General features: G+C 61.6%; 26 protein-coding genes and 1 pseudogene. 13 read left to right on the forward strand and 14 right to left on the reverse strand.

Translation table 11 applies throughout. The features are described from left to right. The first annotated feature begins 144 nt into the window (after window positions 1-144). From adk to MCB86_RS18390, 10 genes are all read left to right on the forward strand, one after another. Window positions 145-792, forward strand: a complete 648-nt coding sequence (gene adk / locus MCB86_RS18345) for an adenylate kinase (protein WP_045163050.1) — start codon at window positions 145-147, stop codon at window positions 790-792. Between the two features lie 277 nt (window positions 793-1069). After that, complete coding sequence (tsaB, locus tag MCB86_RS18350; protein ID WP_239611800.1) at window positions 1070-1747, forward strand: tRNA (adenosine(37)-N6)-threonylcarbamoyltransferase complex dimerization subunit type 1 TsaB; 678 nt, start codon at window positions 1070-1072, stop codon at window positions 1745-1747. 59 nt (window positions 1748-1806) lie between these two features. Beyond that, window positions 1807-2169, forward strand: coding sequence for a hypothetical protein (locus MCB86_RS18355; protein ID WP_230623663.1), 363 nt, complete (start codon window positions 1807-1809; stop codon window positions 2167-2169). A 17-nt stretch (window positions 2170-2186) separates the two neighbouring features. Then, complete coding sequence (locus MCB86_RS18360) at window positions 2187-3062, forward strand: DUF72 domain-containing protein (RefSeq protein ID WP_239611801.1); 876 nt, start codon at window positions 2187-2189, stop codon at window positions 3060-3062. Window positions 3063-3118: 56 nt separating this feature from the next. Then, on the forward strand, window positions 3119-3811 hold the full coding sequence (locus MCB86_RS18365) for an extensin family protein (RefSeq protein ID WP_239611802.1): 693 nt from the start codon (window positions 3119-3121) through the stop codon (window positions 3809-3811). Between the two features lie 56 nt (window positions 3812-3867). Next, the gene (locus MCB86_RS18370) at window positions 3868-4650 is read left to right on the forward strand and encodes a class I SAM-dependent methyltransferase (protein ID WP_045163046.1); all 783 of its coding nucleotides are present in this window, start codon (window positions 3868-3870) and stop codon (window positions 4648-4650) included. A gap of 358 nt (window positions 4651-5008) precedes the next feature. Then, window positions 5009-5428 (forward strand): HPF/RaiA family ribosome-associated protein, encoded by a 420-nt coding sequence (locus MCB86_RS18375; protein ID WP_045163045.1) that lies wholly within the window; start codon window positions 5009-5011, stop codon window positions 5426-5428. A 315-nt stretch (window positions 5429-5743) separates the two neighbouring features. Then, window positions 5744-6004, forward strand: a complete 261-nt coding sequence (locus tag MCB86_RS18380) for a hypothetical protein (RefSeq protein ID WP_045163044.1) — start codon at window positions 5744-5746, stop codon at window positions 6002-6004. A gap of 164 nt (window positions 6005-6168) precedes the next feature. Then, entirely contained in the window at window positions 6169-6417 is a 249-nt protein-coding gene (locus MCB86_RS18385) for a DUF2789 domain-containing protein (protein WP_045163043.1), read from the forward strand. A gap of 184 nt (window positions 6418-6601) precedes the next feature. Beyond that, window positions 6602-7426: an inositol monophosphatase gene (locus tag MCB86_RS18390; RefSeq protein WP_045163042.1), complete on the forward strand. Its 825-nt coding sequence runs from the start codon at window positions 6602-6604 to the stop codon at window positions 7424-7426. 71 nt (window positions 7427-7497) lie between these two features. Here the strand turns inward: MCB86_RS18390 and MCB86_RS18395 are convergent, their stop codons facing one another. Together MCB86_RS18395 and MCB86_RS18400 are read right to left on the reverse strand one after the other, a co-directional pair. Next, window positions 7498-7977: a DUF3597 domain-containing protein gene (locus MCB86_RS18395; RefSeq protein ID WP_045163041.1), complete on the reverse strand. Its 480-nt coding sequence runs from the start codon at window positions 7975-7977 to the stop codon at window positions 7498-7500. Window positions 7978-8444: 467 nt separating this feature from the next. After that, on the reverse strand, window positions 8445-9179 hold the full coding sequence (locus tag MCB86_RS18400) for a sulfite exporter TauE/SafE family protein (protein WP_045163040.1): 735 nt from the start codon (window positions 9177-9179) through the stop codon (window positions 8445-8447). Between the two features lie 220 nt (window positions 9180-9399). On the opposite strand from MCB86_RS18400, the gene MCB86_RS18405 reads away from it, so the two are divergent. Continuing rightward, a complete protein-coding gene (locus MCB86_RS18405) occupies window positions 9400-10293 on the forward strand; it encodes a CAP domain-containing protein (protein WP_155397657.1) in 894 nt (297 codons plus the stop codon). Between the two features lie 9 nt (window positions 10294-10302). Here MCB86_RS18405 and MCB86_RS18410 read toward each other — a convergent pair whose 3' ends face one another. Next, window positions 10303-10674, reverse strand: a complete 372-nt coding sequence (locus MCB86_RS18410; RefSeq protein ID WP_045163039.1) for an STAS/SEC14 domain-containing protein — start codon at window positions 10672-10674, stop codon at window positions 10303-10305. A gap of 334 nt (window positions 10675-11008) precedes the next feature. On the opposite strand from MCB86_RS18410, the pseudogene MCB86_RS23040 reads away from it, so the two are divergent. Further along, a pseudogene (locus tag MCB86_RS23040) lies at window positions 11009-11128 on the forward strand (type IV pili methyl-accepting chemotaxis transducer N-terminal domain-containing protein); the annotation flags it as partial. Window positions 11129-11302: 174 nt separating this feature from the next. Here the strand turns inward: MCB86_RS23040 and MCB86_RS18420 are convergent. Next, the gene (locus MCB86_RS18420) at window positions 11303-11584 is read right to left on the reverse strand and encodes a peptidylprolyl isomerase (protein WP_025242533.1); all 282 of its coding nucleotides are present in this window, start codon (window positions 11582-11584) and stop codon (window positions 11303-11305) included. Between the two features lie 198 nt (window positions 11585-11782). Between MCB86_RS18420 and ppk2 the strand changes: the two genes are divergently transcribed. Next, the gene (gene ppk2 / locus MCB86_RS18425; RefSeq protein ID WP_045163038.1) at window positions 11783-12709 is read left to right on the forward strand and encodes a polyphosphate kinase 2; all 927 of its coding nucleotides are present in this window, start codon (window positions 11783-11785) and stop codon (window positions 12707-12709) included. Here ppk2 and MCB86_RS18430 read toward each other — a convergent pair. From MCB86_RS18430 to MCB86_RS18475, 10 genes are all read right to left on the reverse strand, one after another. Beyond that, on the reverse strand, window positions 12703-13680 hold the full coding sequence (locus MCB86_RS18430) for a PstS family phosphate ABC transporter substrate-binding protein (protein ID WP_045163037.1): 978 nt from the start codon (window positions 13678-13680) through the stop codon (window positions 12703-12705). The genes ppk2 and MCB86_RS18430 overlap by 7 nt on opposite strands. Before the next feature lie 20 nt (window positions 13681-13700). Further along, entirely contained in the window at window positions 13701-13928 is a 228-nt protein-coding gene (locus MCB86_RS18435; protein WP_021207578.1) for a hypothetical protein, read from the reverse strand. Window positions 13929-13947: 19 nt separating this feature from the next. Next, the gene (locus MCB86_RS18440) at window positions 13948-15111 is read right to left on the reverse strand and encodes a Na/Pi symporter (RefSeq protein WP_239611804.1); all 1164 of its coding nucleotides are present in this window, start codon (window positions 15109-15111) and stop codon (window positions 13948-13950) included. A gap of 227 nt (window positions 15112-15338) precedes the next feature. Further along, window positions 15339-16898, reverse strand: coding sequence for a glycerol-3-phosphate dehydrogenase (gene glpD / locus MCB86_RS18445; RefSeq protein WP_239611805.1), 1560 nt, complete (start codon window positions 16896-16898; stop codon window positions 15339-15341). 418 nt (window positions 16899-17316) lie between these two features. After that, window positions 17317-18075, reverse strand: coding sequence for a DeoR/GlpR family transcriptional regulator (locus tag MCB86_RS18450; RefSeq protein ID WP_239611806.1), 759 nt, complete (start codon window positions 18073-18075; stop codon window positions 17317-17319). Between the two features lie 144 nt (window positions 18076-18219). Further along, window positions 18220-19731, reverse strand: coding sequence for a glycerol kinase GlpK (glpK, locus tag MCB86_RS18455; protein WP_045163033.1), 1512 nt, complete (start codon window positions 19729-19731; stop codon window positions 18220-18222). 12 nt (window positions 19732-19743) lie between these two features. Continuing rightward, window positions 19744-20619, reverse strand: a complete 876-nt coding sequence (locus MCB86_RS18460; RefSeq protein ID WP_239611807.1) for an MIP/aquaporin family protein — start codon at window positions 20617-20619, stop codon at window positions 19744-19746. A gap of 462 nt (window positions 20620-21081) precedes the next feature. Beyond that, window positions 21082-21507 (reverse strand): DUF1810 domain-containing protein, encoded by a 426-nt coding sequence (locus tag MCB86_RS18465; RefSeq protein WP_239611808.1) that lies wholly within the window; start codon window positions 21505-21507, stop codon window positions 21082-21084. Window positions 21508-21718: 211 nt separating this feature from the next. Continuing rightward, window positions 21719-22750 (reverse strand): ion channel, encoded by a 1032-nt coding sequence (locus MCB86_RS18470; protein WP_239611809.1) that lies wholly within the window; start codon window positions 22748-22750, stop codon window positions 21719-21721. Between the two features lie 200 nt (window positions 22751-22950). Continuing rightward, a complete protein-coding gene (locus MCB86_RS18475) occupies window positions 22951-25386 on the reverse strand; it encodes a helicase-related protein (RefSeq protein WP_239611930.1) in 2436 nt (811 codons plus the stop codon). Window positions 25387-25486: the final 100 nt, after the last annotated feature.

Genomic DNA, 25486 nt, shown 5'->3' on the forward strand with positions numbered 1-25486 from the left:
GGGTCGCTTGTCTGCTTTCTGTGCGCTGTGTATCGTGTTCAACCTTTTGTCGCATGGCGGCAAACCCGATTTTTTGATTCGCCAGAGGTAGGGTTGCATTCATCGACCTGGCGGCACCCTTTGCAAAACTTGAGGACTCACTCCATGCGCGTAATTCTGCTGGGAGCGCCCGGTGCCGGGAAAGGCACACAGGCACGCTTCATCACCGAGAAGTTCGCCATTCCGCAAATCTCCACGGGCGACATGTTGCGTGCAGCGGTCAAGGCCGGCTCGCCGCTGGGCCTGCAGGTCAAAGACGTCATGGACAGCGGTGGTCTGGTCTCCGATGAAATCATCATCGCGCTGATCCAGGAGCGGCTGCAGCAGCCCGATTGCTCCAATGGTTTTCTGTTCGATGGCTTCCCGCGCACCATCCCGCAAGCCGAGGCGCTGCGTGATGCCGGTGTCAAGCTGGATCACGTACTTGAAATCGCCGTGGATGACGAAGAGATCGTCGGTCGCCTGTCCGGCCGCCGTGTGCATCCGGCCTCCGGTCGGGTGTATCACACCGAGCACAATCCGCCGAAGGTCGCCGGTGTCGATGACCTCACCGGCGAGGAGCTGATCCAGCGCAAGGACGATCTGGAAGAAACCGTTCGCCATCGCCTGAGCGTCTACCACTCGCAGACCAAACCGCTGGTGGCCTTCTACCAGAACCTCGAAGCTAGCGAAGGCACACCCAAGTGCAGCCGCGTCGAAGGCGTCGGCTCGGTGGAAGAGATCACTGCAAAGGTGATGGCTGCACTCAGCTAAACGGTCTTGCTGTCAACCAACGGCCCGCTTTTGCGGGCCGTTGTCGTTTCAAGGCAAATCGAAGTGGTAGGCAAAAACGCCGCTGAGCGCTACAGCGCTCGGCTAGGCAATTTGACATAGCTCCGGAAAATCGCATGCTTTCGGATGATGTCGTTACGCCTGGCCTCGCCCGCAGGCGTACGACGCTGTGCCCCGTCGCTCGGCGGGCCGCAACGCTGGCAAAAAAAGACCTAAACCGTTTTAATGCCCGCCCACTCGGCAACCTGCATAAATCATCATGACCACTCTGCTGGCGCTGGATACTGCGACCGAAGCCTGTTCCGTTGCATTGCTGCATGACGGCAAGGTAATCAGCCACTACGAAGTGATTCCGCGGCTGCATGCGCAACGGTTGCTGCCGATGATCCAGACCCTGCTGGCCGAGGCGGGAATCGCCCTGTCGGCGGTTGATGCGCTGGCCTTCGGTCGCGGCCCCGGCGCTTTCACCGGGGTGCGTATTGCGGTTGGCGTGGTGCAGGGGCTGGCGTTCGCGCTGGAGCGCCCGGTACTGCCGATCTCCACGCTGGCGACGATCGCCCAGCGCGCGTATCGCGAGCATGACGCAGGGCAGGTGGCGGTGGCCATCGATGCGCGCATGGATGAGGTCTATTGGGGCTGCTATCGCGTGCATGAGGGCGAGATGCAGCTGGCTGGGATCGAAGCCGTGTTGCCGCCGGAACAGGTCAGCCTGCCACGCGATGGCAGCGGAGACTGGTTCGCTGCTGGCACGGGCTGGCGCTATGGCGAGCGGCTTGCGCTGAAGTCTGCCGCGGTCGATGCGGCGTTGCTGCCACACGCCGAGGATCTGTTGTGTCTGGCGACCTATGGCTGGCGACGCGGAGAAGCGGTGGAGGCCGATCAGGCCCAGCCGACCTATCTTCGCGACAACGTCGCCACCCCGAAAGCCACTCGGTGACCAGCGGCATTGCCAAACTCCTGGCGGATCGCTAGAGTCGGCGGCACTTGAACAGGTGAATGATGCGCCTCAACGGTCTCGCCCCCTCTGCCTATCCCATCGAACGTCCTGCCCCGCATGGCAGCGCGCCGGTGCCCTATCGCGAAAGTGAAAGGGCTGCGGAGCAAGCGCGTGAGTCGATCGTTACCCCGTCCAGCCAGGCCGATTCCACCTATGAACACCTCTCCAGAGGCACTCGGAGCGAGTCCACCGACTATGCCTCGGTAGTCTCCGGCGACTTCATGCCGGCCCGCTTCGAAGCCATGATGGAGCGGCCATTGACCAGTCGTGCTTCTCAAGCGCTGCAGAGCTACGGCACCACGGCGAGCTTCAGCGCCGATCTTGATGCCCACGAAGTGCTCGGTCTGGATCTCTACGCCTGAGGCGTAGCGAACCGCGCGTGAACCTTCCCTACTTTCTCGGCTGCCCGTCCTGGAATGACGCCGCCTGGCGCGGGGCGCTCTATTCGCCAGGTTTGCCGGCGACTGAGTTCCTTGCACGCTATTGCGCGGTCTTCAATTCCGTCGAAGGCAATACCACGCTCTACGCCTGGCCGTCCGTAGCGAAGATCGAACGTTGGGCGGCGCTGATGCCGGACGACTTTCGCTTCTGCGCCAAGCTGCCACGGGAGATCACTCAAGCGACGGATCTGCGTGAAACAACGGATCTGATCCTGTCGTTCCGTTCGCTGCTGGCTCCGCTGGGGCAGCGGGTCAGTCCGTTCTGGTTGCAACTGCCCGCCACCTTCGGCCCGGCTCGCCTGGGCGAACTGGTGCCTCTGATCGAAACCTTGAATAGACCGTTGGCGGTAGAGGTGCGTCACCCCGCGTTTTTCGCCAGAGGCGAGGAGGAGCGGGCGCTGAACCGCTTATTGCACGAATGCGGTGTCGAGCGCGTCTGCATGGACACTCGCGCACTGTTCAGCTGCCGGACGAGCGATCCCGCCGTGCTTCATGCACAAAGCAAGAAGCCGCGGCTTCCTGTGCGTCCGGCGGCGTTCAGCCAGTCACCGCAGCTGCGCTTCGTCGGGCATCCCGAGCTGGCAGCCAATGATCGCTTTCTCGCGCCCTGGCTGGACAAGGTGGCGGGCTGGATCGAGGCAGGCAAGCGTCCGCATGTATATCTGCATACGCCGGACAACCGGTTGGCGCCGGATTTGGCCATGCGTTTCCATGAGCAGCTCAGCGGACGGCTGCCGGGTTTGCCCCCACTGGCGGTAGCGCCGACACAGAGCGAGTCGCAGATGTCTCTGCTCGATAGCGAACCCTGCTCGTGATTTGCCGGTAGCGGGCGGCGCTGCAACCTTGGCGTGTCGGCGTTGCCAAAATCGCTATGACTTTCGGCCGATTCTTCCTGTTGCTGCTGCTCGCATTGGGCGGGTTCGTCTACGCGGTATGGCGCGGTCACGTCGATGTCCCGCCGAAGTGGAATCCCTGGGCGCCGCTGGATATTCGCGAGGCGCCGAACCTGCTCACTTCCTTCAAGCTGCGGCGTCTGCAGGAAGATCGGGAACTATGCGAGCAGGCGCTGAAAACGTCCGATCTGAGCTACGTTGCCGTGCCGGACAGCACGCCGCAACCCGGCTGTCCGGTCGAGAATGCCGTGCGCGTGAGCGGCTCGGCGGTGCGCTTCAACGGCCCCTTTCTCGCGACTTGCCCGCTGGCTGCCGCCTATGCGTTGTTCGAACGCCATGGCTTGCAGCCCGCAGCGCAACAGGTCTTCGGTCAGCCGGTGGTGCGCGTCGATCACTTCGGTAGTTTCGCCTGCCGCAACATCGCCCGCAGCAACCGGCGCAGCCAGCATGCTTCGGCCAATGCGCTGGATCTGGCCGGGTTTTGGCTGCAGGACGGTACGCGCATTACCGTGGCTCGCGACTGGAAAGGCGATGACGCCAAGGCGCGCTTCCTTCGCCGGGCCAAGGCAGCCGCCTGCGATGCCTTCAGGATTACTCTGAGCCCGGAGTACAACGCCGCTCATCACGATCATTTCCATGTGGATATGGGCGGTTTTGGCCTCTGTCGCTGAGGCACGCCGGCGTCGCCTCTGGCAGAATGCGGCGTTTTCCCGCCACCGAGCTCCGTATGATTGCTTCATCCCCGTTAGTTCGTGTCGAAGCCCTTGCACCTCAATTTGCCGAGCAGGCTGGTGCCTGGGCATCGCGACTGGAATTACCTTTGCGGGCGGACGAGGCAGAGTTCGCCCTGCAACTGGGTGAGAGCGGGTTGCAGCTGCAATTGCTCGGCCCTCAGGCGCCGGGCCCGGTCCGGGTGGATTTCGTTGAGGGCGGCGCCGCACATCGTCGTCAGTTCGGCGGAGGCAGCGGGCAGATGATCGCCAAGGCGGTCGGCATTCAACCCGGGATTCGCCCCAGCGTGCTGGACGCAACAGCCGGACTTGGCCGCGATGCCTTCGTGCTGGCGACGTTGGGCTGCGACCTGGTGCTGTTCGAGCGCCAGCCGCTGATCGCCGCCTTGCTGGAGGACGGCCTGAGGCGCGGGTGTGAGGACGCCGACGTGCGATCGATCGTCGAACGCATGCGCCTGCGGCATGGCAATGCCATCGAGCTAATGGCCCAGTGGCAGGGTGATCCACCGCAGGTGATCTATCTCGATCCGATGTTTCCGCATCGTGAAAAGAGCGCGTTGGTGAAAAAGGAAATGCGCCTGTTCAGACCCTTCGTCGGGGACGATCTGGACGCGGGTGTCCTGCTCGAGCGGGCGCTGGCGCTGGCCAGCCACCGAGTGGTAGTGAAGCGGCCACGTAAAGCGCCTGCCATTGACGGACCCAAACCGGGTTATAGCCTGGAGGGTAAGTCCAGCCGCTACGACATTTACCCGAAAAAGAAGCTATCCGCCGGTCAATGATCACTGGCTGGCGATGATCCGATTCGGCGGTGGAGCACAGGGCACTTATGAGTCTTCGCAATCTTCTGTAACCAAGCGGCTGGAGGTCTTGTGCGCCGGCTGCTCGGCAGTGGCTGCACGAAGGGCGGGTTCGGTTGGCCGACCACCATCGTGCTCGCGGCGTTGCGTTGGCCTTGCTTAATGTCGCCAACAATGGCATTTCTAGGCCGTGTTCCGTTGCTTTGCAAGCCAGGCTGCTGAGCCAAGGGCCGCGCGCCTTTAAGGGCTGGTGTGGCCGGCAGTGAACCGGGACACGTCCTGGATCAGACCGTTTGTGGGCTGAACGGTGGTTACCTAGATCGCGTAGAAGGAAGAGCATATGCAGATCCAAGTACATAGCGATAACCACATCGAAGGAAGCGCCCGTCTCGTGGACTGGGTCAGCGGCAATGTTGCCGACAAGCTGGATCGGTTCGACGACGAAGTCACCCGCGTCGTGGTGCATCTGAACGACGAAAACGGCGTCAAGGCCGGCGCCCACGACAAACGATGCCAGATCGAGGCACGCCCGAAAGGTCAGCAGCCGGTCTCCGTTACACACAAGGCGGCATCCCTAGAACTGGCCGTGGACGGTGCCATCGACAAGCTCAATAACGCTCTCAAGCATCAATTCGGCAAACTGCGCAGCAAGCGCGTATCGGCACCTACGCCGATCGAAGGCGAGACCCTCGAAGTCGAGGGCCGGGACGCCTTGTTGGAAGAAGATTTCCTTGCGGACGAGCAGCTGCGCACCTCCTGAAACTGGCCATCCATCGCTCCTTCGGGACGTAACCTGATGGCTACACCTGTCATTCATTTCCCATCTCAGCAGGCAGGCATCGCTCCGCGGTGCCTGCGCCTTGCTCGCAAATCTGCCGGCTCCACCATCTTCCCTTAAGCGACCATCGGCCCTTTCGCACGCCGGTCCTTGTGCTATACCCAGTCAAGGTACTGCGCGAGGAGCGTCGGCTAACGGCGCGCTCGGCTCGTGGCGGACCATGGCGAGAGGGGGGGCAATTTTGCCGTATGAGCATTGTTGATAATTGCTCACGGCTATCAACAGCGAGGTGACACCATGACCATGATGCAATGCGAGTACCGCGATCACGTCATTACGGCCGAAGTGATGGAACATCCCGGCACCCCGACTCCCTGGGCCGGTGGGTGCCGAATCAGCAACCCGCAGGGACAGGTCACTCGGCGTATGGCGCTTCCGGTCGGGCACGCCTTCATGGCGGAGCTCGAGCAAGCGCAGCGGGCATCCATCGCCCACGGCAAGTGGCTGGTGGACCAATATCTGGATCAAGGCAGGCAACTGTTCGACAAGGCCGCCTGAATTTCCTGCGGGCCGCGCCCCTCGCGCGGCCCGCTTCTTTCTTACGGCCACTGCCGAGCGCGTGGCTAAGCGTTCCGTTGAACTGTTAGCCGTGCTGGAGCCTCTACTGGGGACGTCGCCTGCGCCTGAGCAGCGCCAAACCCACCAGGACGAGGACCCGTTCGATGGAACTTCCCAACAAAGACATGACCACACTGTTCGAGCAGCTGGGCCTACCTTCGGATCCAGCCAGCATTGACGATTTCATCGCCGAGCATGCGCCGCTACCCAACCACGTCAAGCTTACCGAAGCGCCGTTCTGGAGCGACGCGCAGCGTGCCTTCCTCGCCGATGAATGGATAGAGGACGCCGAATGGGTGCCGATCATTGATGAACTGAACGCTCGCCTTCACGAAAAGCAGGCACAGCCCTGACCCAAACCTGGGCTTGCAGCGAGCGCGCAACGCCAACCAATCCACTGGGTCGAGCGCGAGCCTGACGTGGTGCTGGGAGCGGTTAGCCGAGGCCGGTGTTTGCCTGCCCATGACGATTCACTAGAATTCGCCGCTCCCGCGCGATGCCGCGCTTCGTTGTAGACCCGCTGCAAGAAGGACAACCATGAATAGCGACCCATCGGCGGCCAGCCCTCTCGATATCGCGGCCCGTTACGCCTGCGCCAAAGCCCTCTCACTCGAGGCGGCGCAGCTGGGCCTGGACTACTACCGCAAGCGCGACGTGCTGACGGTGGAGCACAAGGGCGACGACCTTCAGGATGTGGTGAGCATCGCAGATAAGCAGATCGAAGATTTTATTCGTGCCCGACTGGCTGAGCGTTTTCCAGAGGATGGATTTCTCGGCGAGGAGAGCGGTTCCGCCGATCTCGGCGCCCGTTGCGTGTGGGTGATCGATCCCATCGACGGCACGGCCTGCTTCGTCAACGGACTGCATAACTGGTGCGTCTCGATCGGCCTGCTGATCGACGGCGAGCCGCATTTGGGCGCCATCGCCGATCCCAATCACAACGAGCTGTTCCATGGCTGCCTGGGCCAGGGTGCGTTCGTCAATGACACGCCCCTGAAGGTGAGCGGCGCCACTCATGTGGGACAGGGCGTGACCGCCACCGGCACCTTTCACCCGCGTGGCAAGGAGCATTTCATCCCGTTTCTGGAAAAGCTGCTGGCCGAAGGCGGTATGTTCTTTCGCAACGGCTCCGGCGCGCTGATGACCGCCTATGTGGCGGCCGGGCGTCTGCTCGGCTATTACGAAACCGAGCTGAAAAGCTGGGACTGCATGGCCGGCCTGGTGCTGGTGAAGGAGGCGGGTGGCTGCGTGAACGACTTTTTCCGTAATGACGGGCTGTTACGTGGCAATCCCTATCTGGTCGCCTGCCCGGGCGTCTATCCGCAACTAGCGGAAATGATCGGTCCTTCGCTGGACGGTTGAGGTCGCAGCGGACGTCTAAGCGTCCGCAGCTGCGTTCGCACGGCCGCGTGCGAACGGACCATGGCTCGGTATCAGGTGCGTAGCTCGGGGGGAACCGTCCCGCCGTGTTCGGCGAGTTTGTGCATCACGGTGCGGTGCAGCCAGATGTTCATCTGCGCCGAGTCGGCCATTTTGTCTGGCGGACAACCCAGCTCGGAGGCGAGCTCCTTGCGTGACTCCAGGCTGCTGTCGAGGCCCAGCAGTTTGAGCAGGTCGACGATGGAGGTACGCCAGTTCAGCTTTTCGGGAAAATTGGCCGCCATACCGTCGAGCTTTGCGGGCACGTCAACGGCACTGGTGGTCCCGCCCGCAGTGCCGACGGTGCCGGCGGTCACTCCACCGGCGGTAGACGGTGCCGTGGTCGCGTTGTTGGCCGCGGTGGGCCGCTCGGAGTCGACCACCGTATCGGTGGCGTGCTGATTGACGCCCGAATCCGGGGCGGCAGGTTTGTGCGCTTCGTTGCTCACGCCACCCATGCCCAGCGCATCTTTGATCTTGTCGAACAGGCCCATTGCACGATCCTCGGTTGATGTAGGTTTCCGTTGGACCTTCGCGGCGCTCAGGTCATTCACCGCCGCAGGTCGGAAGCCGGACGCTGGTGTCATTTGGTACGCATCTGGTGCACCGGACCTTCGCTGCGAGTCGGCTATGTGCTTTTGCATGGATGGATCAAAGGACGCGCAACGACGTAGGCGGGTATAAGCAAGCCGCCGGAGCTGCGGCGGCCTTGCGATAACGCGTTCACTCGGCATTCGCCTCGACTGCTGCCGCCTCGTCGCGCTGTTCGGCTGGAGCGGTGTCAGAACACCAGCATGAACAGGCCGATCACCACCAACAGACCGATCAGGAAAATGATGCCAATGGTGCTGCCCAGAAACTTCAGCATGAGGATGACTCCTGTTGCAGTGGGTTCACTAATTCCGACTGGGGCGGGCGGTGATCGTTCAGACAGCGGCGGGTAAGCGGCGCAAATGCCGCGTCAAAGGTGCTTCCAGATCAGTTGCAAGCCGGCGAGCAGCATGCCGATCCGAGCGATTCGGTAGAACCAGGTGTGATCGATACGTTTGTGCAGCCAAAGCCCGGCCCAGACGCCGAATGGCACGATGGGCGCAAGCGTCAGGCTCAGCAGCAAATTCTCGCGACTGAACTGGCCAAGTGCGGCGTAGGGAACTAGCTTGATCGCGTTGGTCATCAGGAAGAACAGATTGATGGTCGCCACGTAGCGCAGCTTGTCCAGCTGTTGCGGCAGCAGATGCATCATGATCGGTGGGCCGCCCGCATGGGCGACGAAGCTGGTAAAGCCGGCAATCGACGAGAGCAGCGTGCCGCGACCGCGCTGCAGTGGACGTGGCTTGTCGTTGTTGGTGATCAGCCCGAGCACCACGAAACCCACCGCGATCACGCCCATCATCAGGCCGATCATGCGCTCGTCGAGCAGGCCGAAGGTGAGCGAACCCAGGGCAATGCCAATCAGCGCGCCAGGCAGCATGACCTTGAGATTGGCGGTGTCCCATTTACCGAAATAGGCTTTCAGACCCACCACGTCAGCCAGACAGAGAATCGGCAGCATCACGGCCGCTGCCTGTTTCGGTGAGATGGCCAGCGCCAGCAAGGGTACGGCGATGCCCCCCAGGGCACCGCCAAAGCCGCCTTTGGATAGCCCTGTGAGAAAGATCGCAGGCAGCGCGAACAGCAGAAAATCGGCAAGGTTCATGACGGTGTTGGCGCTCGACGGGAAGAGTGCGGATGAGTCGTTTTGGCGACGGATCAATCATCGCATTTTTTACCGGTCGATCAGTTTGCCGCGATGGGGCCGATGCGCTCGGTGGTGCCGGCCAGATGCATTGGTCGGGATAGCTCGGGGCTGAATGTGGTCAGCATGGAAGGCTGGTGAACGTCACCGGTCTTTCTCTCCCGCTCGATCCAGGTGCCGTATGGATGTACGCAAATCAGCCTTATGGTCATCCATCTTCGGAACGCCGCTGCGCCGTCTTGTGGTCGGCTCGGCACTGCTGACCGCGATATTCGCCAATGGCGCGAGCGCCGATGATACGGACGAGTTGGTGAGTCTGGTCAACGAGTTCCGCGCCTCGGGCGAAGGTTGTGGCGGCGCCAAGGCCGAACCGGTCGGCCCCCTCGCACCCGCCGCTGCACTGGCATCGATACCTGCCGGTGCCGGCGCGCAGATCCAGCAGGCGGTGGTGGAGTCGGGCTACCAGGCGGCCAGCCTGCAGGCCATGGCGGTGACCGGTCCTGGCGATGCGAACACCGTGATGCGCGTCTTTAAGCAGCGTTACTGCAGTGCATTGATGAACGACGATTTCGCTGAGATCGGCGTCTCGCATGAGGGCAATACCTGGCAATTGATTCTGGCAAAACCGTTGCTGTCCGCCGATATCGGCGACTGGCCGCAGGCCGGCAAGACGGTTCTCGAACAGGTCAACCGAGCGCGTGCCGAGCCGCGGCGCTGTGGCAATCAACGGTTCGATGCGGCGCCGCCGCTGAGCTGGAACGAGCAACTGGGGGAAGCCGCGTTGGCCCACAGCCAGGACATGGCTAAAAGGGACTATTTCGCTCACCAGGGTCATGATCAGAGCCTGGCTGGTGACCGCGCCAGGCGTCAGGGCTACCGCTGGCAGCGCATCGGTGAAAACATCGCGGCTGGTCATGGTTCTGCCGAACAGGCGGTGTCGGGCTGGCTGGCCAGCCCAGGCCACTGCCAGAACATCATGAATCCGGACTTCACGGAAATGGGTGCCGCCTATGCGACCCATCCACGCAGCGCGGCGACCATCTACTGGACGCAGGTGTTCGGTACGCCGCGTTAGCCTGGCGCGTTACAGCGCGCCTTCCAGCCATTCGTGCGCCTCGGTGGACTGATGCTGATCGAAGGCCTTGACCTTCAGGCCAGGAATAAGCGCCCCTTCGATCTCGCTGGCCTTCCTCATCCACTCCTTGGCGCAAACGACCGCGCAACGGTCGAAGCGGCGCACGAAACGGAACATCTGCGGAATTCGCGACAGCTCGACGCCGACCGCGCCGAGCGTTGGCATGTCGAAGTCCCCAACTCGGAAGAGCATCTGCCCATGGGTAATGCCTTCGGACTTTCTCATCAGCTCATCAAGCGCAAAGCGCATTTCGTTGCTGTCGAGCTTGCCGGAAAAATCCACGTCGATACGTTTGTCGCCTATACGCGTTACATGGAACATCTCATCGCTCCTTTAGCACGGGGAATGACGGCTCGGGCTCGTTTACTTGAACCATAGCTGTCGAGGCGCATCAGCTCGAAAAAAAAGCACCTTGATTTTTCGTTTTCATTGACCTTCGTCAATGCGCTGAAACGCTGTCTCAGGACTGTTTTTGAAGGCCAACTAGCCCGTCTGGATCAGTAAGTTGATCAACGGTATTAAAGGTAGCGCATTCCAGGCCGAGACAAGGGCAACTGCGCCAGCGTCGGAGGACGTTTCAATGGCCGTGACGCTCTTTTTAATTGGCCACTGGACGATCACATGATCAGCTCTGGCGAACGCCATCCGAACCCTTCTTTCCAGCAGGGACGCCTCACAACTCGATATGGCCGGAGCCCAGCGAATGCTGAGCCAGAAGATGGTCAAGGAGGCGCTGTTGGCTGCGCAGGGCGTTGGCGCGGCGGGCGATGTGGAAAGCTTGAAGAGCCTGACCGGGCGTTTCCGCCTGGAAGCCTGACGCCCGCTTGCGTGTAACAGCGTGCGTATGCGAGCGGGGCAGGGCGATCGATCTCGCGGTATCGGAGAAGGGTAGGAGAGGGATTCGAGGGGAAGGCGAACAGCCCCCGCGCCTTGGCGCAGGGGCTCAGGATCAATCCTGGCGGCTGGTCACTTCCAGCAGGTGGTAACCGAACTGGGTCTTCACCGGGCCCTGCACGACGTTGATCGGCGCGCTGAACACCACGGTGTCGAACTCCTTGACCATCTGGCCCGGACCGAACGATCCCAGATCGCCGCCCTGGCGGCTGGAGGGGCAGGTGGAGTTGTCTTTGGCAACCTGAGCGAAATCGGCGCCGCCTTCGATGGCAGCTTTCAGCTCGTTGCACTTTTCTTCGGTGGGAACCAGGATGTGGCGGGCAGTGGCTCGGGCCATGGGGTGTACTCCAGTTGGAAAGTTGCGAGCCTACCGGATTTGCCCTGCGATTCAAACGCTGCCTCCATCCAAGTCTGTTCGCACGTCGGCCAACGGCGCAGCGGAGGCTTCGGTCATGATCTCGTCATTGCTGTTCACTAGCGTGAGCCTGGGAGCCACCAAACCTGGCTTTTATCTCACGCGTACCGGAAGCCGACGATGACCGATGATCTGAGTAATTCGCTCCAGGTATACGAGCACCTGTTGCACGAGTTTCAGGACAGCCTCGACGAAGAGTTTGAAATGGAGTTGGACGATGCGCGCATGGATGCGTTGATAAGGCGCGAAGGCATGCCGCAACCGTCGGATAGTGGGTTGTCCCGACGGGTCTATTTCTCCGAACTGCTGCGTCTGCAAGGCGAACTGGTCAAGTTGCAGGACTGGATCGTGCATCACAAGCTACGCGTGGTCGTGCTCTTCGAGGGACGGGACGCGGCGGGCAAGGGTGGGGTCATCAAGCGCGTGACCCAGCGGCTCAATCCGCGCATCTGCCGCGTTGCCGCCTTGCCGGCACCCAACGACCGCGAGCGCACCCAATGGTATTTCCAGCGGTACGTCTCGCATCTACCCGCCGCTGGCGAAATGGTCCTGTTCGACCGCAGCTGGTACAACCGCGCCGGTGTCGAGAAGGTGATGGGCTTTTGCAGCGACGACGAATATGAGGAGTTCTTCCGCTCGGTCCCGGAGTTCGAGCGGATGCTGGTGCGCTCGGGCATCATCCTGATCAAGTACTGGTTTTCCATCTCGGATGAAGAGCAGAACCGCCGATTCCTGGCGCGCATCCATGATCCACTGAAGCAATGGAAATTGAGCCCCATGGACCTCGAATCCCGGCGTCGTTGGGAAGCCTATACGCGGGCCAAGGAAATCATGCTCGAGCGTACCCACATCGACGACGCGCCCTGGTGGATCGTCGAGGCCGACGACAAGAAGCGTGCACGCTTGAATTGCATCAGTCACCTGCTGAGCCAGTTGCCCTACGGCGAGGTGGAACGCGCCCCGGTGAAGTTGCCCGAGCGCGTCTACAACCCGGACTATCTGCGCAATCCGGTGCCGGACAACATGGTCGTGCCGACGCTCTATTGAGCGCCGGTTCGGTTTGCGTCGGTCGTGCTCGGTTCCTGCGCTTGCTGCAGAGCTGCAAGGCTGCGCGCATAGCGCTCGGCCTTGAGTGGCATGTAGCCGGTGAAATGAATCCAGCTGGGCAAGCCGTCCAGGTAGTGTTCAACGAATGCCTGGGTGATGGGCTTGCGCTGAAGGCTCTGTTCGTTCAGGTACAGGAACAGCGGGCGTGTCAGCGGCCTGTAGCGGTTGTCGCTGACCGTTTCGAGCGTTGGAAAGATCGGGCCGCTGCCATTGTCCACCGCGAGCAGCTTCAATTCCTCCCAGTGCCGATGGTAGGCGCCGATGCCGAAGAAGCCGAGCGCGTTAGGCTCTGCCGCGATGCCTGCGGCCAACTGCTCTTCATCTTCGCTGGCGGTGTAGTCCTGGCGGCTGCGATGGGTGGTTCCCACGATCTCCTGAGTGAAAACATCATAGGTACCTGAATCCTGTCCTCGCCCGAACAGCTTCACCGGGCGATCCGGCCAATCCGGGCGGATCTGGTTCCAGCGCATGACATGCCCTTCTGCAGCCGGTGCCCACAACGTCTTGAGTTCATCCACCGTGATGTCGTTTGCCCAGCGGTTGCTCGGGTGTACCACCACGGCGATGGAATCCATGGCCAGCGGAACCTGGCGATAGCGGATGCCATTCTCGGCGCAATGCGCTTGCTCTTCGGCGTTCATCTCGCGCGAAGCGTCGTTGATGTCCGTTTCGCCGGCGCAGAAGCGGCGAAAGCCGGCAGTGGTTCCGGAGAACTTGACCTCTATGGGATGGCCGGGCCGGGCGCGTTGAAAGCGTCGTGCCGCTTCCTTCGTCAGTGGGTAAACGGTGCTGGATCCATCGACGAGCAGCCCGTCGGACACCGGCTCAACGGCATGTGAGGACGGGGCGAGCACCGTGTGCAGACTCAGCGTGAGGCTGATCAGCAGCAGAGGGCCTGGTTTGACGCGCATGTGTCGTTCCTCTACGGGTGTCAGGATTTCGCTTTCAGCCATTCGGCCTTGAGGGTGGTCCAGAACAGCTGAAGGCTGTTGAAACGGGTATCCACTGCATTGATGTATTCGTCCAGGTGCTCGATCTCACGGTGCTGCGCACGTTGTTCCTGGGCATCGATGCGTTCCAGTTGGGCTTCGAGCTCATTGAGCGATTCGCGCAATTCGCGGATGCGGTTTTCGGTCTGGATGCGACGTTCGCTTTGCATGATTGGGCTCCAGGCTGGGTCAGAGTTGGCTGCCGCCGATCAGTAGCAAGGGCAGGCCGAAGAACACGCCTCCGATATACGCCCCGACATACAGCTTGCTGCGTTGCGCCAGATCCGCCAGGTAGTTGGCAATGGCCGGAGGTACTCCGCGCAGGAAGGGCAGTACGTAGATGATCGAGATACCGAGAAGATTGAACAGCAGGTGCACCAAGGCGATCTGCATCGCGAGTTCCGCCGTTGGTCCCGCAATTGCCGTGGCGGCCAGCAGGGCAGTGACGCAGGTTCCGATATTGGTGCCCAGCGTGAAGGGATAGACCTGCTTGAGGGTAAACACACCGGTGCCCGCCAGCGGCACGATGAGCGCTGTTGTCGTCGAGGAGGATTGCACCAGCATTGTGATCAATGTGCCCGAAGCGATGCCCGACAGCGGGCCGCGTCCGACGCTGGCGTGCATGATGTCCTTGGCGCGCCCGACCATCACCTTGCGCAGCACTTTGCCGATGGCTTGCACCACGAACAGGATCAGGCCGATTCCGATGGTGATCAGTGCGATCCCGGCCCACACCTTGTTGGGCAGCCAGGAGACGCTGGCTTCGAGCAGGTCGCTAGCCGGGGCGAGCAGCGTTTTCATGAAGTTCATGCTCTTCATGTCGACCCCGGCGCTGTCGTTTACCAGCAGACCCGCCAGGACTTCGGACATGCGCTGCAGAGGATGGAAGAGCAATTCCAGCGGTAGCAGAATCGTCACGGCGGTGATGTTGAACGCATCGTGCACGGTCGCTGCCGAGAAGGCGCGATGAAATTCCGGCCCGCTGCGGATGTGGCCCAGGCTGACGATGGTGCTGGTCAGCGAGGTGCCGATGTTGGCGCCCATGATCAGCGGAATCGCAATCGGGATCGGCAGCCCGCCGGCGACCATGCCAACGATGATCGACGTTACCGTGCTGGAGCTCTGGATCAGCGCCGTGGCTGCCAAGCCGATCATCAGCCCGACGAAGGGGTTGGTGGCAAAGGCAAACAGCTCCTTGGCGTTATCGCCAGTGGCGGCTTTGAAGCCGTCGCCGATCGCGCCCACTGCAGCCAGCAAGAGGTAAATAAGCGTGATGACCAGAAGCCAGGACAGCCATTGGCGTGTGATCGGGGAGGAGGGGCTTTCCGCCAAGGCACCGGTATTCGTCGTCATCAGGCAACTCCCGTGAGCGTGTAGGTCGCTTAACGGTGCCGCGCTGGTGTGAACGCTTGATGACCGCAGCGGACTGCGGGACGAAGGGTAGGTTGAAGGCGTTTCGATTCGGCAGAAGGGCGGCTTAATGGGTAAGCCATACGCTATCGCGGACACTTCCCGGACAGTTGCGGGCTAGTCGTCGAGCCGAGCTAATGTCCGGCCTGCCATGGGCAGGTCCGATCGAATCAGGCGGCGTCGCTGCTGCGCGCGGAGTTCTCATTGGGCTGCTCGAGCAGATAGCGTTGCAGGCGCTCCTTCTGCGGTTCGCTGAAGGCCAGACCGAGTTTGGTGCGACGCCAAAGAATGTCGTCCACATCGTTCGCCCACTCCTCGCGGCGAAGATAATCGACCTCTTGCGCGTACAGTTGGTGGCCCAGGTCCTCACCCAGCGCGTCGACCGAGCGCGCATCGCCCAGCATTCGCCAGATGCGATTGCCGTAAAGCGTTGCCCAGCGCTTGGCCAACGCGAAGTCGATACCCTGCACCTTGCCCATCAGCGCTTCGATGAGTGCTTCGACGGTGCTCATCCCTTCGCCGCCGGGTAGCGGGGCGCTGCCCGTCCAGCTCGGCTCCATGTCCGGGAAGTACGGTTTGAGCTGCGCCATCGCCGATTCGGCCAGCTTACGGTAGGTGGTGAGCTTGCCGCCAAACACCGACAGCAGCGGGGCCTGCTTGTGCTCGGCAGCCAGCGATAGCGTGTAGTCCCGGGTGACGGCCGAGGGGTTGTCGGATTCGTCGTCACACAGCGGCCGCACGCCAGCGAAGGTGTGCAGAATGTCCTTAGGCTCCAACTGCGTGCGGAAATGCGTGTTGGCTATACCCAGCAAATAGACGATCTCTTGCTCGGTAATGCTGACCGTAGCCGGATCGCCGTGATATTCCCGATCGGTGGTGCCGATCATGGTGTAGCGATCCAGATAAGGGATGGCAAAAACGATGCGCCGATCCTCGTTCTGCATGATGTAGGCCTGTTCGCCTTCGTACAGCCTGGGCACGATGATATGGCTGCCCTGGATGAGGCGGATGCCGTATGGCGAGCGCTGCTGCAGGTTCTCACCGATGAACTGCGCCACCCAAGGCCCGGCCGCGTTGATCAGCGCTTTGGCCCGCAAGGAGAAGCGGCTGCCATCCTGACGTTGCAGTTCGACATGCCAGATACCGGCGGCACGCTTGGCGCTCAGGCATTGGGTACGGGTATGGATATGCGCGCCTTTTTCTCGCGCGGCCATGGCATTGAGCACGACCAGGCGCGCATCGTCGACCCAGCAATCGGAATATTCGAAACCGCGGCGGATCGCCGGCTTCAGCGGGCTGTCATCGCCGAAGCGCAGGCCGCGCGAAGCCGGTAGCTTCTCGCGCTTGCCGAGGTGGTCGTACAGGAACAGGCCAGCACGGATCATCCATGCGGGGCGCAGGTGAGGGCGGTGCGGCAACACGAAGCGCATCGGCTTGACGATGTGCGGCGCTTTGGCCAGTAGCACTTCGCGTTCGGCCAGGGCTTCGCGGACCAGGCGGAATTCATAATGTTCGAGATAGCGCAGGCCACCGTGGATCAGCTTGCTGCTGGCCGATGATGTATGGCTCGCCAAGTCGTCGCGCTCGCACAAAAACACCGAAAGTCCGCGACCAGCCGCGTCCGCAGCGATACCCACACCATTGATTCCACCGCCGATGACGGCGATGTCGTAGAGTTCGGAGACGGGGCAGGCGGCTTCGGTCACGGGGTTCTCCTCAAGAACGAACATTTATTTTCGAATATGAACATCCTAGCGCAGAAGAAGTTCGCTCTCCAGGCGGTATGTTCGTTTTTTATATCAAAAGAAAATAATCGAACCTATTCGAACTGCCAATTGGTGCTAGCGACGGCGCTTGTGCAGTCGTAGTGATTCGGGATTGTCCCGCTCGGAGTGGAAGCAGAGGCGGGCCGAGCAAAGAAATGTGGCAGGCGGGTGTGACAGAAAGTCACTCGGCTTGGTTCGGTTAAGCGCAACGCCTTGCCTGCACGCAGTTCGTGGAACGGCTCAGTTTCGTAGGCGCCAGCCACGGTGTCGGGATATGGTCCGTATTGGTGGCTAAAGCCACCCTACGGCGCTGGCGCTTGTAGAGGATCCATCCAGTCGCGGCGAGTTGCGCGCCTCGCCGAAGACGCTCTGTAATGGCGGGTCAACCCGTGACCTCGAGTTTGACCTTGTGGCGATTCAACAGCTCCATGAAGGTTTCCGGTGGCCGGGCTTCGGTGAACAGCATGTCGATCTGCTCCAGCGAGCCGAGTCGGGTCATGGCGCTGCGGCCGAACTTGCTCGAATCCGCCGCGAGAAAGATCTTGCGCGCGTTGCTGATGATGGCCTGGGAAACGCGCACTTCCTGATAGTCGAAGTCCAGCAGGGTGCCGTCTTCGTCGATCCCGCTGATGCCGATCAGGGCGAAATCTACCTTGAACTGGCTGATGAAATCCGCCGTGGCCTGGCCGACCACGCCGCCGTCGCTGCGCACATTGCCGCCGGCGATCAGCACGTCGAAGTCTTCCTTGGGGCTGAGGATGCTCGCCACGTGCAGGTTGTTGGTGATGATCTTGAGATCGCGGTGATTGAGCAGCGCATGGGCGATGGCTTCGGTGGTGGTGCCGATATTGATGAACAGCGAAGCCTGATCAGGAATGTGCGTCGCCATGGCATCGGCGATACGGCGTTTCTCGTCGCGCATCTGCCGGGCACGCTGGGTGTAAGCGGTGTTCTGCACGCTGGAGTCGTGGGCGGCCCCGCCGTGATAACGACGCAGCAGGCCGGCTTCGCCCAGCTGATTGATGTCACGACGGATGGTTTGGGGCGTCACCGAGAACTGTTGCGCCAGCTCTTCGATGCTGACGTAGCCGCGTTCGCGCACCAATTCGAGAATGCTCTGCTGTCGTGGGGCCAGACTCATGGAGGCTTCCTTGTTATCGATATGCCGGGAAGCATGCCGCAGTCTGGTCCGTGATTAAAGAATTGTTCATTTGCGAATAGCAGCGCCCAGCGCGGAAGTGAATCCGGGCCGGGCGCAATCAAGATGCCGATTCGGTAGTCGAGGCTATTCCTCTTCCCAGTCGCGGGTGCGACCCACCGCCTTCTTCCAGCCCTTGTAGAGCGCTTCACGCTTCTCGTCATCACAGGCCGGTTCGAAGATGCGCTCGATTGTGGCCTTGCTGCGCAACTCGTCCAGGCTGCTCCAGAAACCGGTCGCCAGGCCTGCCAGGTAGGCGGCGCCGAGGGCGGTGGTTTCCTTCATCTGGGGACGTTCCACGTGCGTGCCGAGCAGGTCGGCTTGGAATTGCATCAGGAAATTGTTGGCCACTGCGCCGCCATCCACACGCAGTGAGCGCAGGCGCTCGCCGGCGTCCTGCTGCATGGCGTCGAGCACGTCGCGGGTCTGGTAGGCGATCGATTCCAGCGCGGCGCGGATGATGTGGTCGACCTTGACCCCACGGGTCAGCCCGAACAGTGCGCCACGGGCACGCGGATCCCAGTAGGGCGCGCCGAGCCCGGTGAACGCTGGCACCAGGTAGACGCCGTTGCTGTCCTGTACTTTGGTGGCGAAGTATTCGGAGTCCAGCGAGTCGTTGATCACCTTCAGCTCGTCGCGCAGCCACTGCACGGTCGAGCCACCGTTGAAGATGGCGCCTTCCAGGGCGTAGTTGACCTCGCCCTTCGGCCCGCAGGCTATGGTGGTGAGCAAGCCGTGCTTGGACTGAACGGCCTTGGTGCCGGTATTCATCAGGAGGAAGCAGCCGGTTCCGTAGGTATTCTTGGCCTGGCCGGGCTCGACGCACATCTGGCCGAACAGCGCGGCTTGCTGATCGCCCGCGATACCTGCGATCGGAATGCCGGTGCTCTGTCCGGAGCCCAGATAGGCGTGACCGTAGACTTCGGAGGATGAGCGCACCTCTGGCAGCATTTCGCGCGGGATATCCAGCGCCTCCAGCATCACCGGATCCCACTCCAGCTTGTGGATGTCGAAGAGCATGGTGCGCGAGGCGTTGGTGTAATCGGTGACGTGAGCCTTGCCCTGGGTCATCTTCCAGATCAGCCAGCAATCGACGGTGCCGAACAACAGTTCGCCCCGACGGGCGCGTTCACGGCTGCCCTCGACGTGATCGAGAATCCACTTGATCTTGGTACCGGAGAAGTAGGGGTCGATGACCAGGCCGGTGGTGTTGCGGATGTGTTCTTCCATACCGTCACGCTTGAGCTGATCGCAGATCGGCGTGCTCTGGCGACTCTGCCAGACGATGGCGTTGTAGATCGGCCGGCCGGTGCTCTTGTCCCAGACGATGGCGGTTTCGCGCTGGTTGGTGATGCCGATCGCTGCGACCTGCTCGTTAGTGATGCCGGCCTGTGCCAGGGCTTCGACGAACACGCCGCTCTGGGTGGCCCAGATTTCCATGGGGTCATGCTCGACCCAGCTCGGTTGCGGATAGATCTGCGCGAATTCGCGCTGAGCAATGGTGACCACGTTGGCGTTGCGGTCCAGCACGATGGCGCGGGAACTGGTGGTGCCCTGGTCGAGGGCGACGATGAATTGCTTGTTGTTCTGAGTGCTCATGGTGTCGATTCCTTAACGAGCTTCTTGGGCAGTGACATCGTGTGCGGTGTAACGCTCGGCCTTGCGGTCCGGCTCGGCGGCGCAAGCGCCTCCATCCAGATTTGGCAGATGCTTGCAGATCAGCGTCTTGTAGCCTGCGGCGCCGATGCAGGCACCCAGCACCGGGGCGATCAATGGAACCAGAAAGTAGGGGATCTCCCGGCCACCGGTAAAGGCCACTTCACCCCAACCAGCGAAATACGTCATCAGCTTCGGTCCGAAATCACGCGCCGGGTTCATCGCGAAGCCGGTGAGAGGGCCCATCGCGCCGCCGATCACCGCGATCAGCAGGCCGATCAACAAGGGTGCCAGCGGGCCGCGAGGCAGGCCGTTGCCGTCATCGGTCAGGGCCATGATCATCCCCAGCAGGATAGCGGTAATCACCACTTCCACCACAAACGCCTGACCGACCGATAAGGATGCATGAGGGTAGGTGGAAAATACCGATGCGAGTTCAAGGCTGGCGATGCTGCCGCGGGTCATGTGCTGCGCCTGTTCGAAATCGAAAAACAGGCTGCTGTAAAGACCATAAACCAACGCAGCGGCGCAGAAGGCGCCCGCTGTCTGAGCGAGGATGTAGGCAGGAACCTTGTTTCGCTCGAACGTGCCGAACAACCAAAGCGCGATGGACACGGCGGGATTCAGATGAGCGCCGGAAACACCGGCGGCAAGGTAGACTCCCATACTGACCCCGATACCCCAGATAACGCTTATTTCCCAAAGACCTAGCTCTGCCCCGCCAAGCTTTAACGCGGCCACGCAGCCTGTGCCGAAGAAGATAAGCAGAGCGGTGCCGAGAAACTCGGCAATGCATTGCCCCCGTAGCGTCGGGGTGGACGGGTTGCTCATGCGCAGGTCCTCTTCTGAGTCTGTTGTTGTTGTAGTCCGAATACTGCGAGGGTTCGGAAATGTTCGTAAATGAAAACTTAAAGTCAAAATACCGAGCTGTCAAAGTAAAAACTTGAACATTTCAACGGAAAACTGACGAAAGGCTGTTGGCGCCGCCACTGATGGCGGTTTTCTGGCGTGGCGAGGTGAGCGGTCGCAACGGCTGGCTCGATGCGTGGCGATGATCGTGTGTTAAGGGCCGGGCGGGACACGCAAGCCGGATCGCGTCTGGGGGAGATCCGCTGCAGCATGATTTTGCTGATCAGCTTGCGCGGTACCGCACTCGGTCTTCTGCGGCATGGCTTCGAAGCTGTCGGCCTGCGCCATGTATTGCACCTGTGTGGGGGCGGCGGGTCTGCCGGAAAAGCGAGAAGCCTATCGTGCCGGCCTTGGCTCGCCTATCGCAGGTCCGTTCCGCGCCGCTCAACGATGCAGGCGCGACAGTGTCGCCGGGTCAGGGTCGGCCGCGAAGAACGCATCCAGCACCGTTTTGAATACGGTTCGCTCAGGCGCAACGGTGGCGAATAGCGTCATGCTCGAGCGCAGCTTCATGTCGTCGGGTGAACCAAGAATCTGCCGTGCCGGACGCTCGGCATGGGCAAGCAGCGCCTCCGCGCATTCCTCAAGACGAGGCCCGAGCAGGGCGTGCTGTAGATAGGCCGCCGCCTCGTTTGCATCCTTGATGGCGTAGCGACGCGCCATATCGCTATGGCCGAGGCCGGCTATCTGCGGAAAGATGAACCACATCCAGTGGCTTTGCTTATGGCCGGCCTTCAGCTCCGCCAGTGCGCGGTCATAGATCGATTGCTGGGCGTCGACGAATCGCTGCAGGTCGTATGGGTCGCTCATGGTGTCTCCCGGCTGCTCATGGCTGTCTTAATCAGAGCCGGAATGGCGAGGTTGATTCCCGAAATGAAGGGAGCCGGGTGTCGTAGCCGGGGCAGGTGCTACCCCCGTGGCGCTTCGTTGGGCCTATCGGCGATCGCGGTGTCGATGCGTTTGTTGTAGGGCCGACTCGTTCAGCCCTACCGGCGAATCTCTGCTCGGTGCAGCACCATGCTCAGCTTGCGTCACCCAGGCCGGCGAGGCGTGTATTGGCGATATAGAACAATTCGCCGCCTCGTACCGGGGTGTCGTTGGACGGGTTGATGGTCGGCTGGGGCTGATCTTTGGCGCGGTAGCCGATCAGCGTCGCGTTGTGCCGGTCTTTCAATTGCTTGTACAGCGCGCCGACCGTGCTTTCGTAGCTCTCGGGCAGTAGCAGGCGGTATTGGGTCGCGCCCTGGCCCACGCTTAACAGCTCATTAATGATCACTGAGGAGCCCGGGTCCTGCGATGAGCGCACCAGCATTTCGATGGCCATGCTGGAGGTGCATTCCAGCTTGGGCGCATAACTGCGGGCCAGTCGGGCGGTCTCGCTGCTGCTGAAGTGGGCAACCACGTGGCCGACCGGATTGAGCTGGTTGATGGTCAGCACGACGGCTAGCGTCAGGTCGTCCGAGCCGGTGCGCACCAGGGTGCGTTCGGCCCCTTTCACCCCGGCGCGCTGCAGCAGCGCCAGAGACGACAGACTCTCGCCATGGATGAACTCGGTCTTGCCTGGCATTGGGTTTTCTTCGAGCACCGTGTCGCAGATGACGATCAGGTGGTCGTTGGAGGTTTCGTCTTCATGCAGCAGTTCGACGACGCGCTCGCTGATTTCGCCTTCCCAACCGATCACAACGGTATGGCCCGTGCAGGTGGCGAACGTCCCCTTGCCTTTCATGCCTTTCCTCCAGACTGCGATTATGGAATTGGTGGTTTTGCCGATGATGGCGGTCAGCAGCGCGATGCCGCCGATCATCAACCAGGTGGAAACAAAGATGCGACCGCCAGCGGTCTGCGGTGAGAAGTCACCGTAGCCGACGGTCAGCGCGGTGGTCAGATAGAAATAGACGAACGTCTTCAGCTCGGTGAGTGGTGTTTCTTCGAACAGACGCAGGCCGGCATAGGACACGGCAACATGGACGCCTAGTGCGAGCAACAGTGCGGCCCAGCCGAACTTGCTGGTGATCGCGGCCAGTTGCTGGCGCAACTGAAGGATGATCGACATCGGCCCTGGTTCCTTGGCAAGCGGTGATTAGGGTCATGACCGACGCCCGAAAAGGCGCCGGTCATCTGGATAAACCTGCCGCATCCTAAGGGCCGAAGTCGTCCCTGGCCAGCCTCGATGCCTCGTGTCGCTCGTTCGAACATCGACCAACTACGCTTGTCGAGCGCCTGCTTTTGGTCGCCCGAAACGCCCAAGTTGCCTCAACGCCGCTCGCGGAAGCAGTTCTGACACAGCCGAAATTTGCGCGCCGCCATCGGCATCGCCTTGCCGCAGCCCTCGCAGTTGCGGGTCTCTCCGGAAATCCGCCGGCGATCCGAACTGCGTGGCTTACGCTGGCGTGACAACTCGCGGGTGATCGCACCGTTGAGCAGGCTGCGATGCTGTTCGGCCTGCTCCAGCGCCGGGAAGTGTGCCGGCAGCGTGCGCGACAGGTGCAGGTAGGTTTCGATGACATGCAGCGAGCTTTCCAGTGTTGCCAAATCGGCATCGATGATCAGCCGCGGCAATGGGATCTCCTTGTCCTGGGCGACCTTCTTCAGCCATTGCTGGGCAAAGATGCTCGCCGGGCTGTCCAGACCACCGCGAATCGGCGTGCAGGCAAAAATCCAGCGCAACGGCAGATCGATGGTCGGGTCGTCGACCAGCTTGATCCACTCCGCCAGCTCGTCGGGCAGGATCGAGATGAATTCGTCGCCGTAGTTGATGTTGCGGTTGAAGGTCAGCCATGCCCGCAGCAGGCTCGGCTCGTTCATCAGCTCGGCGATCGCCTGCAAGTGCTCGATGGAAGGCCGTACCTGGAATTGCGTCAGGTCCACTGGCAGGTCCGGGCTGTGGAACAGACGCCTGATCGATTGCAGTGTCTGCACATCCAGCGCGGTGATGACGCCGCTGTCGTGATGCCCGAAGCGTCCGGCCCGCCCGCCGATCTGCTTGACCTCCTGCACTTTGAGCTGACGGCTCTGGATGCCGTCGTACTTCTCGTCGGTGTAGAAGCACAGCGTGTGCGCCGGCATATTCAGGCCCATGCCGACGGCGTCGGTGGCAACCATGATGTCCGCCTCGCCTTCACGGAAGCGGCGGGCCTGCTCACGCCGCACTTCCGGCGACAGCGCACCGTAGACCACCGAAACGGTCTTGCCGGTCATCTCCAGCAATGCCTTGAGTTCCAGCACGGTCTTGCGGCTGAAGGCGACCAGCATCGAGCCTGCCTCGAGCTGCTTGAGGGTGGTCGAGCGGCGCGCCACGTCCACCGGTGAGAGTCGTTTGGTGCGCTTGACCACCAGTTGGTCTTCGCAGAGGTTGCAAAGGGTTTTCAGCGACGGCTGGATCAGCTCCGGGCCGGTCATGATCAGATCCTGCGTGTAGGCGCTGACCAGCGCATCGACCCAGGCCCAGCCGCGTTGCGAGTCGGCCATCATCTGCACTTCGTCGATGACCACCACGTCCCAGGATTCGTGCCGGAAGCGCGCGAACTCCTCGACGGTGCAGCAGAAATGAGTGGCGCCCTCGCGAATGATCTCTTCCTCGCCGGTCACCAGCGAGCAAGGCACGCCCATGGACTCGATGCGCTCCTGGTTCTCCAGTGCCATCAGGCGAAGCGGCGACAGGTAAATGGCATGCTCGACCGCGGTCATCGCCTCGATGGCCTGATGCGTCTTGCCGCTGTTGGTCGGGCCGAGCAGGGCGGTCCAGGTACGGGTGATGCGCCGAGCGGCGTACAGCTTGTGGTAGTGGACGAAGCGCGGGTTGTTCTCCAGCAGCACGGCGAAGGCCATCTTTTCCCGGTTGTCCTCGCGGGCGAAACGGATGGTCCGGCGCAGCTTTTTCGGCTCCATCAAGAAGACTTCAGTCAGGCGCTTCTCGCCGAGCAACTGCAGATCGAAGTCCTGCGCCTCCTCGATCATCATCTCGAACTTGGCCTGCAGGGCCTGGCGGTCCTCGCGCTTGGTCGCGGCGACCTCGTCCGCGCTGAGCACATGGCCTTGGCCACCTGAGATGCGCCGTTGCATGTCCAGCGCGACGTCGCCGTGGCGCAGCTCGACGACATAGCGCAGGTCGTGTTTGACCTCGTTGACGATGTCGACGGCACGCGCCGCGAAATCGTCGAGGCGTGAAAGCCGCACGGGCAGGCGCTCCAAGCATTGAGCTTTCTGTTCTTCGCTGAGGCTGGTGAATGGCTGTTCCAGGACATGCAAGCGATCCCGGACCAGGGCCTCCACCGCGGAGCACACGTTTCGTTCGAAGTCGTCTATCGATCCGCTGTCGTCGATGCGCAGCGCGAACTCGGGTTCGAGCAGGTTCTGCACCGGGCCGCAATCCAGCGATTTTTCGACACCGAAGATATCGACGGTACAACTGAAATCGTTCACGTCCCGGTTCAGCAGCCGGCCGATCAGGCGAGTCGGTTCGGCGTCCCCAAGATTCGCCTCGACCGTGGGCAGGTCCAGTCCCAACCAGAACAATCGCGCCGCGCGGCCGATTTCCGGTGGCTGATGGCCGAGATAGGTGCTGAACCATTTCTCCTGGTGATTTTTTTTCGGCACGAAATCGGGATGGCGCGTGTTGGCCCAGTCCAAAAAGCGCTGAAGTCTTTCGAGCTTGTAGGCGTGGCGTTGTTTGGTTCCGGCCTTGCGCATGATCGACGCCTCACTGATCAGATGACTGCGCAGTTTGGACAATCACTCGCCTGAATACGAGCATCAGGCTCGACGGGCGGCCGTGGTTTGAGGCGTTGCG

Source organism: Pseudomonas sp. KSR10, assembly GCF_022355455.1.
Taxonomy (GTDB): domain Bacteria; phylum Pseudomonadota; class Gammaproteobacteria; order Pseudomonadales; family Pseudomonadaceae; genus Stutzerimonas; species Stutzerimonas stutzeri_E.

Bases quoted from the DNA above. Each gene is read 5' to 3' on its own strand.
- adk (WP_045163050.1), top strand. From the start codon at position 145: ATGCGCGTAATTCTGCTGGGAGCGCCCGGTGCCGGGAAAGGCACACAG.
- tsaB (WP_239611800.1), top strand. From the start codon at position 1,070: ATGACCACTCTGCTGGCGCTGGATACTGCGACCGAAGCCTGTTCCGTT.
- MCB86_RS18355 (WP_230623663.1), top strand. From the start codon at position 1,807: ATGATGCGCCTCAACGGTCTCGCCCCCTCTGCCTATCCCATCGAACGT.
- MCB86_RS18365 (WP_239611802.1), top strand. From the start codon at position 3,119: ATGACTTTCGGCCGATTCTTCCTGTTGCTGCTGCTCGCATTGGGCGGG.
- MCB86_RS18370 (WP_045163046.1), top strand. From the start codon at position 3,868: ATGATTGCTTCATCCCCGTTAGTTCGTGTCGAAGCCCTTGCACCTCAA.
- MCB86_RS18375 (WP_045163045.1), top strand. From the start codon at position 5,009: ATGCAGATCCAAGTACATAGCGATAACCACATCGAAGGAAGCGCCCGT.
- MCB86_RS18380 (WP_045163044.1), top strand. From the start codon at position 5,744: ATGACCATGATGCAATGCGAGTACCGCGATCACGTCATTACGGCCGAA.
- MCB86_RS18385 (WP_045163043.1), top strand. From the start codon at position 6,169: ATGGAACTTCCCAACAAAGACATGACCACACTGTTCGAGCAGCTGGGC.
- MCB86_RS18390 (WP_045163042.1), top strand. From the start codon at position 6,602: ATGAATAGCGACCCATCGGCGGCCAGCCCTCTCGATATCGCGGCCCGT.
- MCB86_RS18395 (WP_045163041.1), bottom strand. From the start codon at position 7,977: ATGGGCCTGTTCGACAAGATCAAAGATGCGCTGGGCATGGGTGGCGTG.
- MCB86_RS18400 (WP_045163040.1), bottom strand. From the start codon at position 9,179: ATGAACCTTGCCGATTTTCTGCTGTTCGCGCTGCCTGCGATCTTTCTC.
- MCB86_RS18405 (WP_155397657.1), top strand. From the start codon at position 9,400: ATGGATGTACGCAAATCAGCCTTATGGTCATCCATCTTCGGAACGCCG.
- MCB86_RS18410 (WP_045163039.1), bottom strand. From the start codon at position 10,674: ATGTTCCATGTAACGCGTATAGGCGACAAACGTATCGACGTGGATTTT.
- MCB86_RS18420 (WP_025242533.1), bottom strand. From the start codon at position 11,584: ATGGCCCGAGCCACTGCCCGCCACATCCTGGTTCCCACCGAAGAAAAG.
- ppk2 (WP_045163038.1), top strand. From the start codon at position 11,783: ATGACCGATGATCTGAGTAATTCGCTCCAGGTATACGAGCACCTGTTG.
- MCB86_RS18430 (WP_045163037.1), bottom strand. From the start codon at position 13,680: ATGCGCGTCAAACCAGGCCCTCTGCTGCTGATCAGCCTCACGCTGAGT.
- MCB86_RS18435 (WP_021207578.1), bottom strand. From the start codon at position 13,928: ATGCAAAGCGAACGTCGCATCCAGACCGAAAACCGCATCCGCGAATTG.
- MCB86_RS18440 (WP_239611804.1), bottom strand. From the start codon at position 15,111: ATGACGACGAATACCGGTGCCTTGGCGGAAAGCCCCTCCTCCCCGATC.
- glpD (WP_239611805.1), bottom strand. From the start codon at position 16,898: ATGTTCGTTCTTGAGGAGAACCCCGTGACCGAAGCCGCCTGCCCCGTC.
- MCB86_RS18450 (WP_239611806.1), bottom strand. From the start codon at position 18,075: ATGAGTCTGGCCCCACGACAGCAGAGCATTCTCGAATTGGTGCGCGAA.
- glpK (WP_045163033.1), bottom strand. From the start codon at position 19,731: ATGAGCACTCAGAACAACAAGCAATTCATCGTCGCCCTCGACCAGGGC.
- MCB86_RS18460 (WP_239611807.1), bottom strand. From the start codon at position 20,619: ATGAGCAACCCGTCCACCCCGACGCTACGGGGGCAATGCATTGCCGAG.
- MCB86_RS18465 (WP_239611808.1), bottom strand. From the start codon at position 21,507: ATGAGCGACCCATACGACCTGCAGCGATTCGTCGACGCCCAGCAATCG.
- MCB86_RS18470 (WP_239611809.1), bottom strand. From the start codon at position 22,750: ATGTCGATCATCCTTCAGTTGCGCCAGCAACTGGCCGCGATCACCAGC.
- MCB86_RS18475 (WP_239611930.1), bottom strand. From the start codon at position 25,386: ATGCGCAAGGCCGGAACCAAACAACGCCACGCCTACAAGCTCGAAAGA.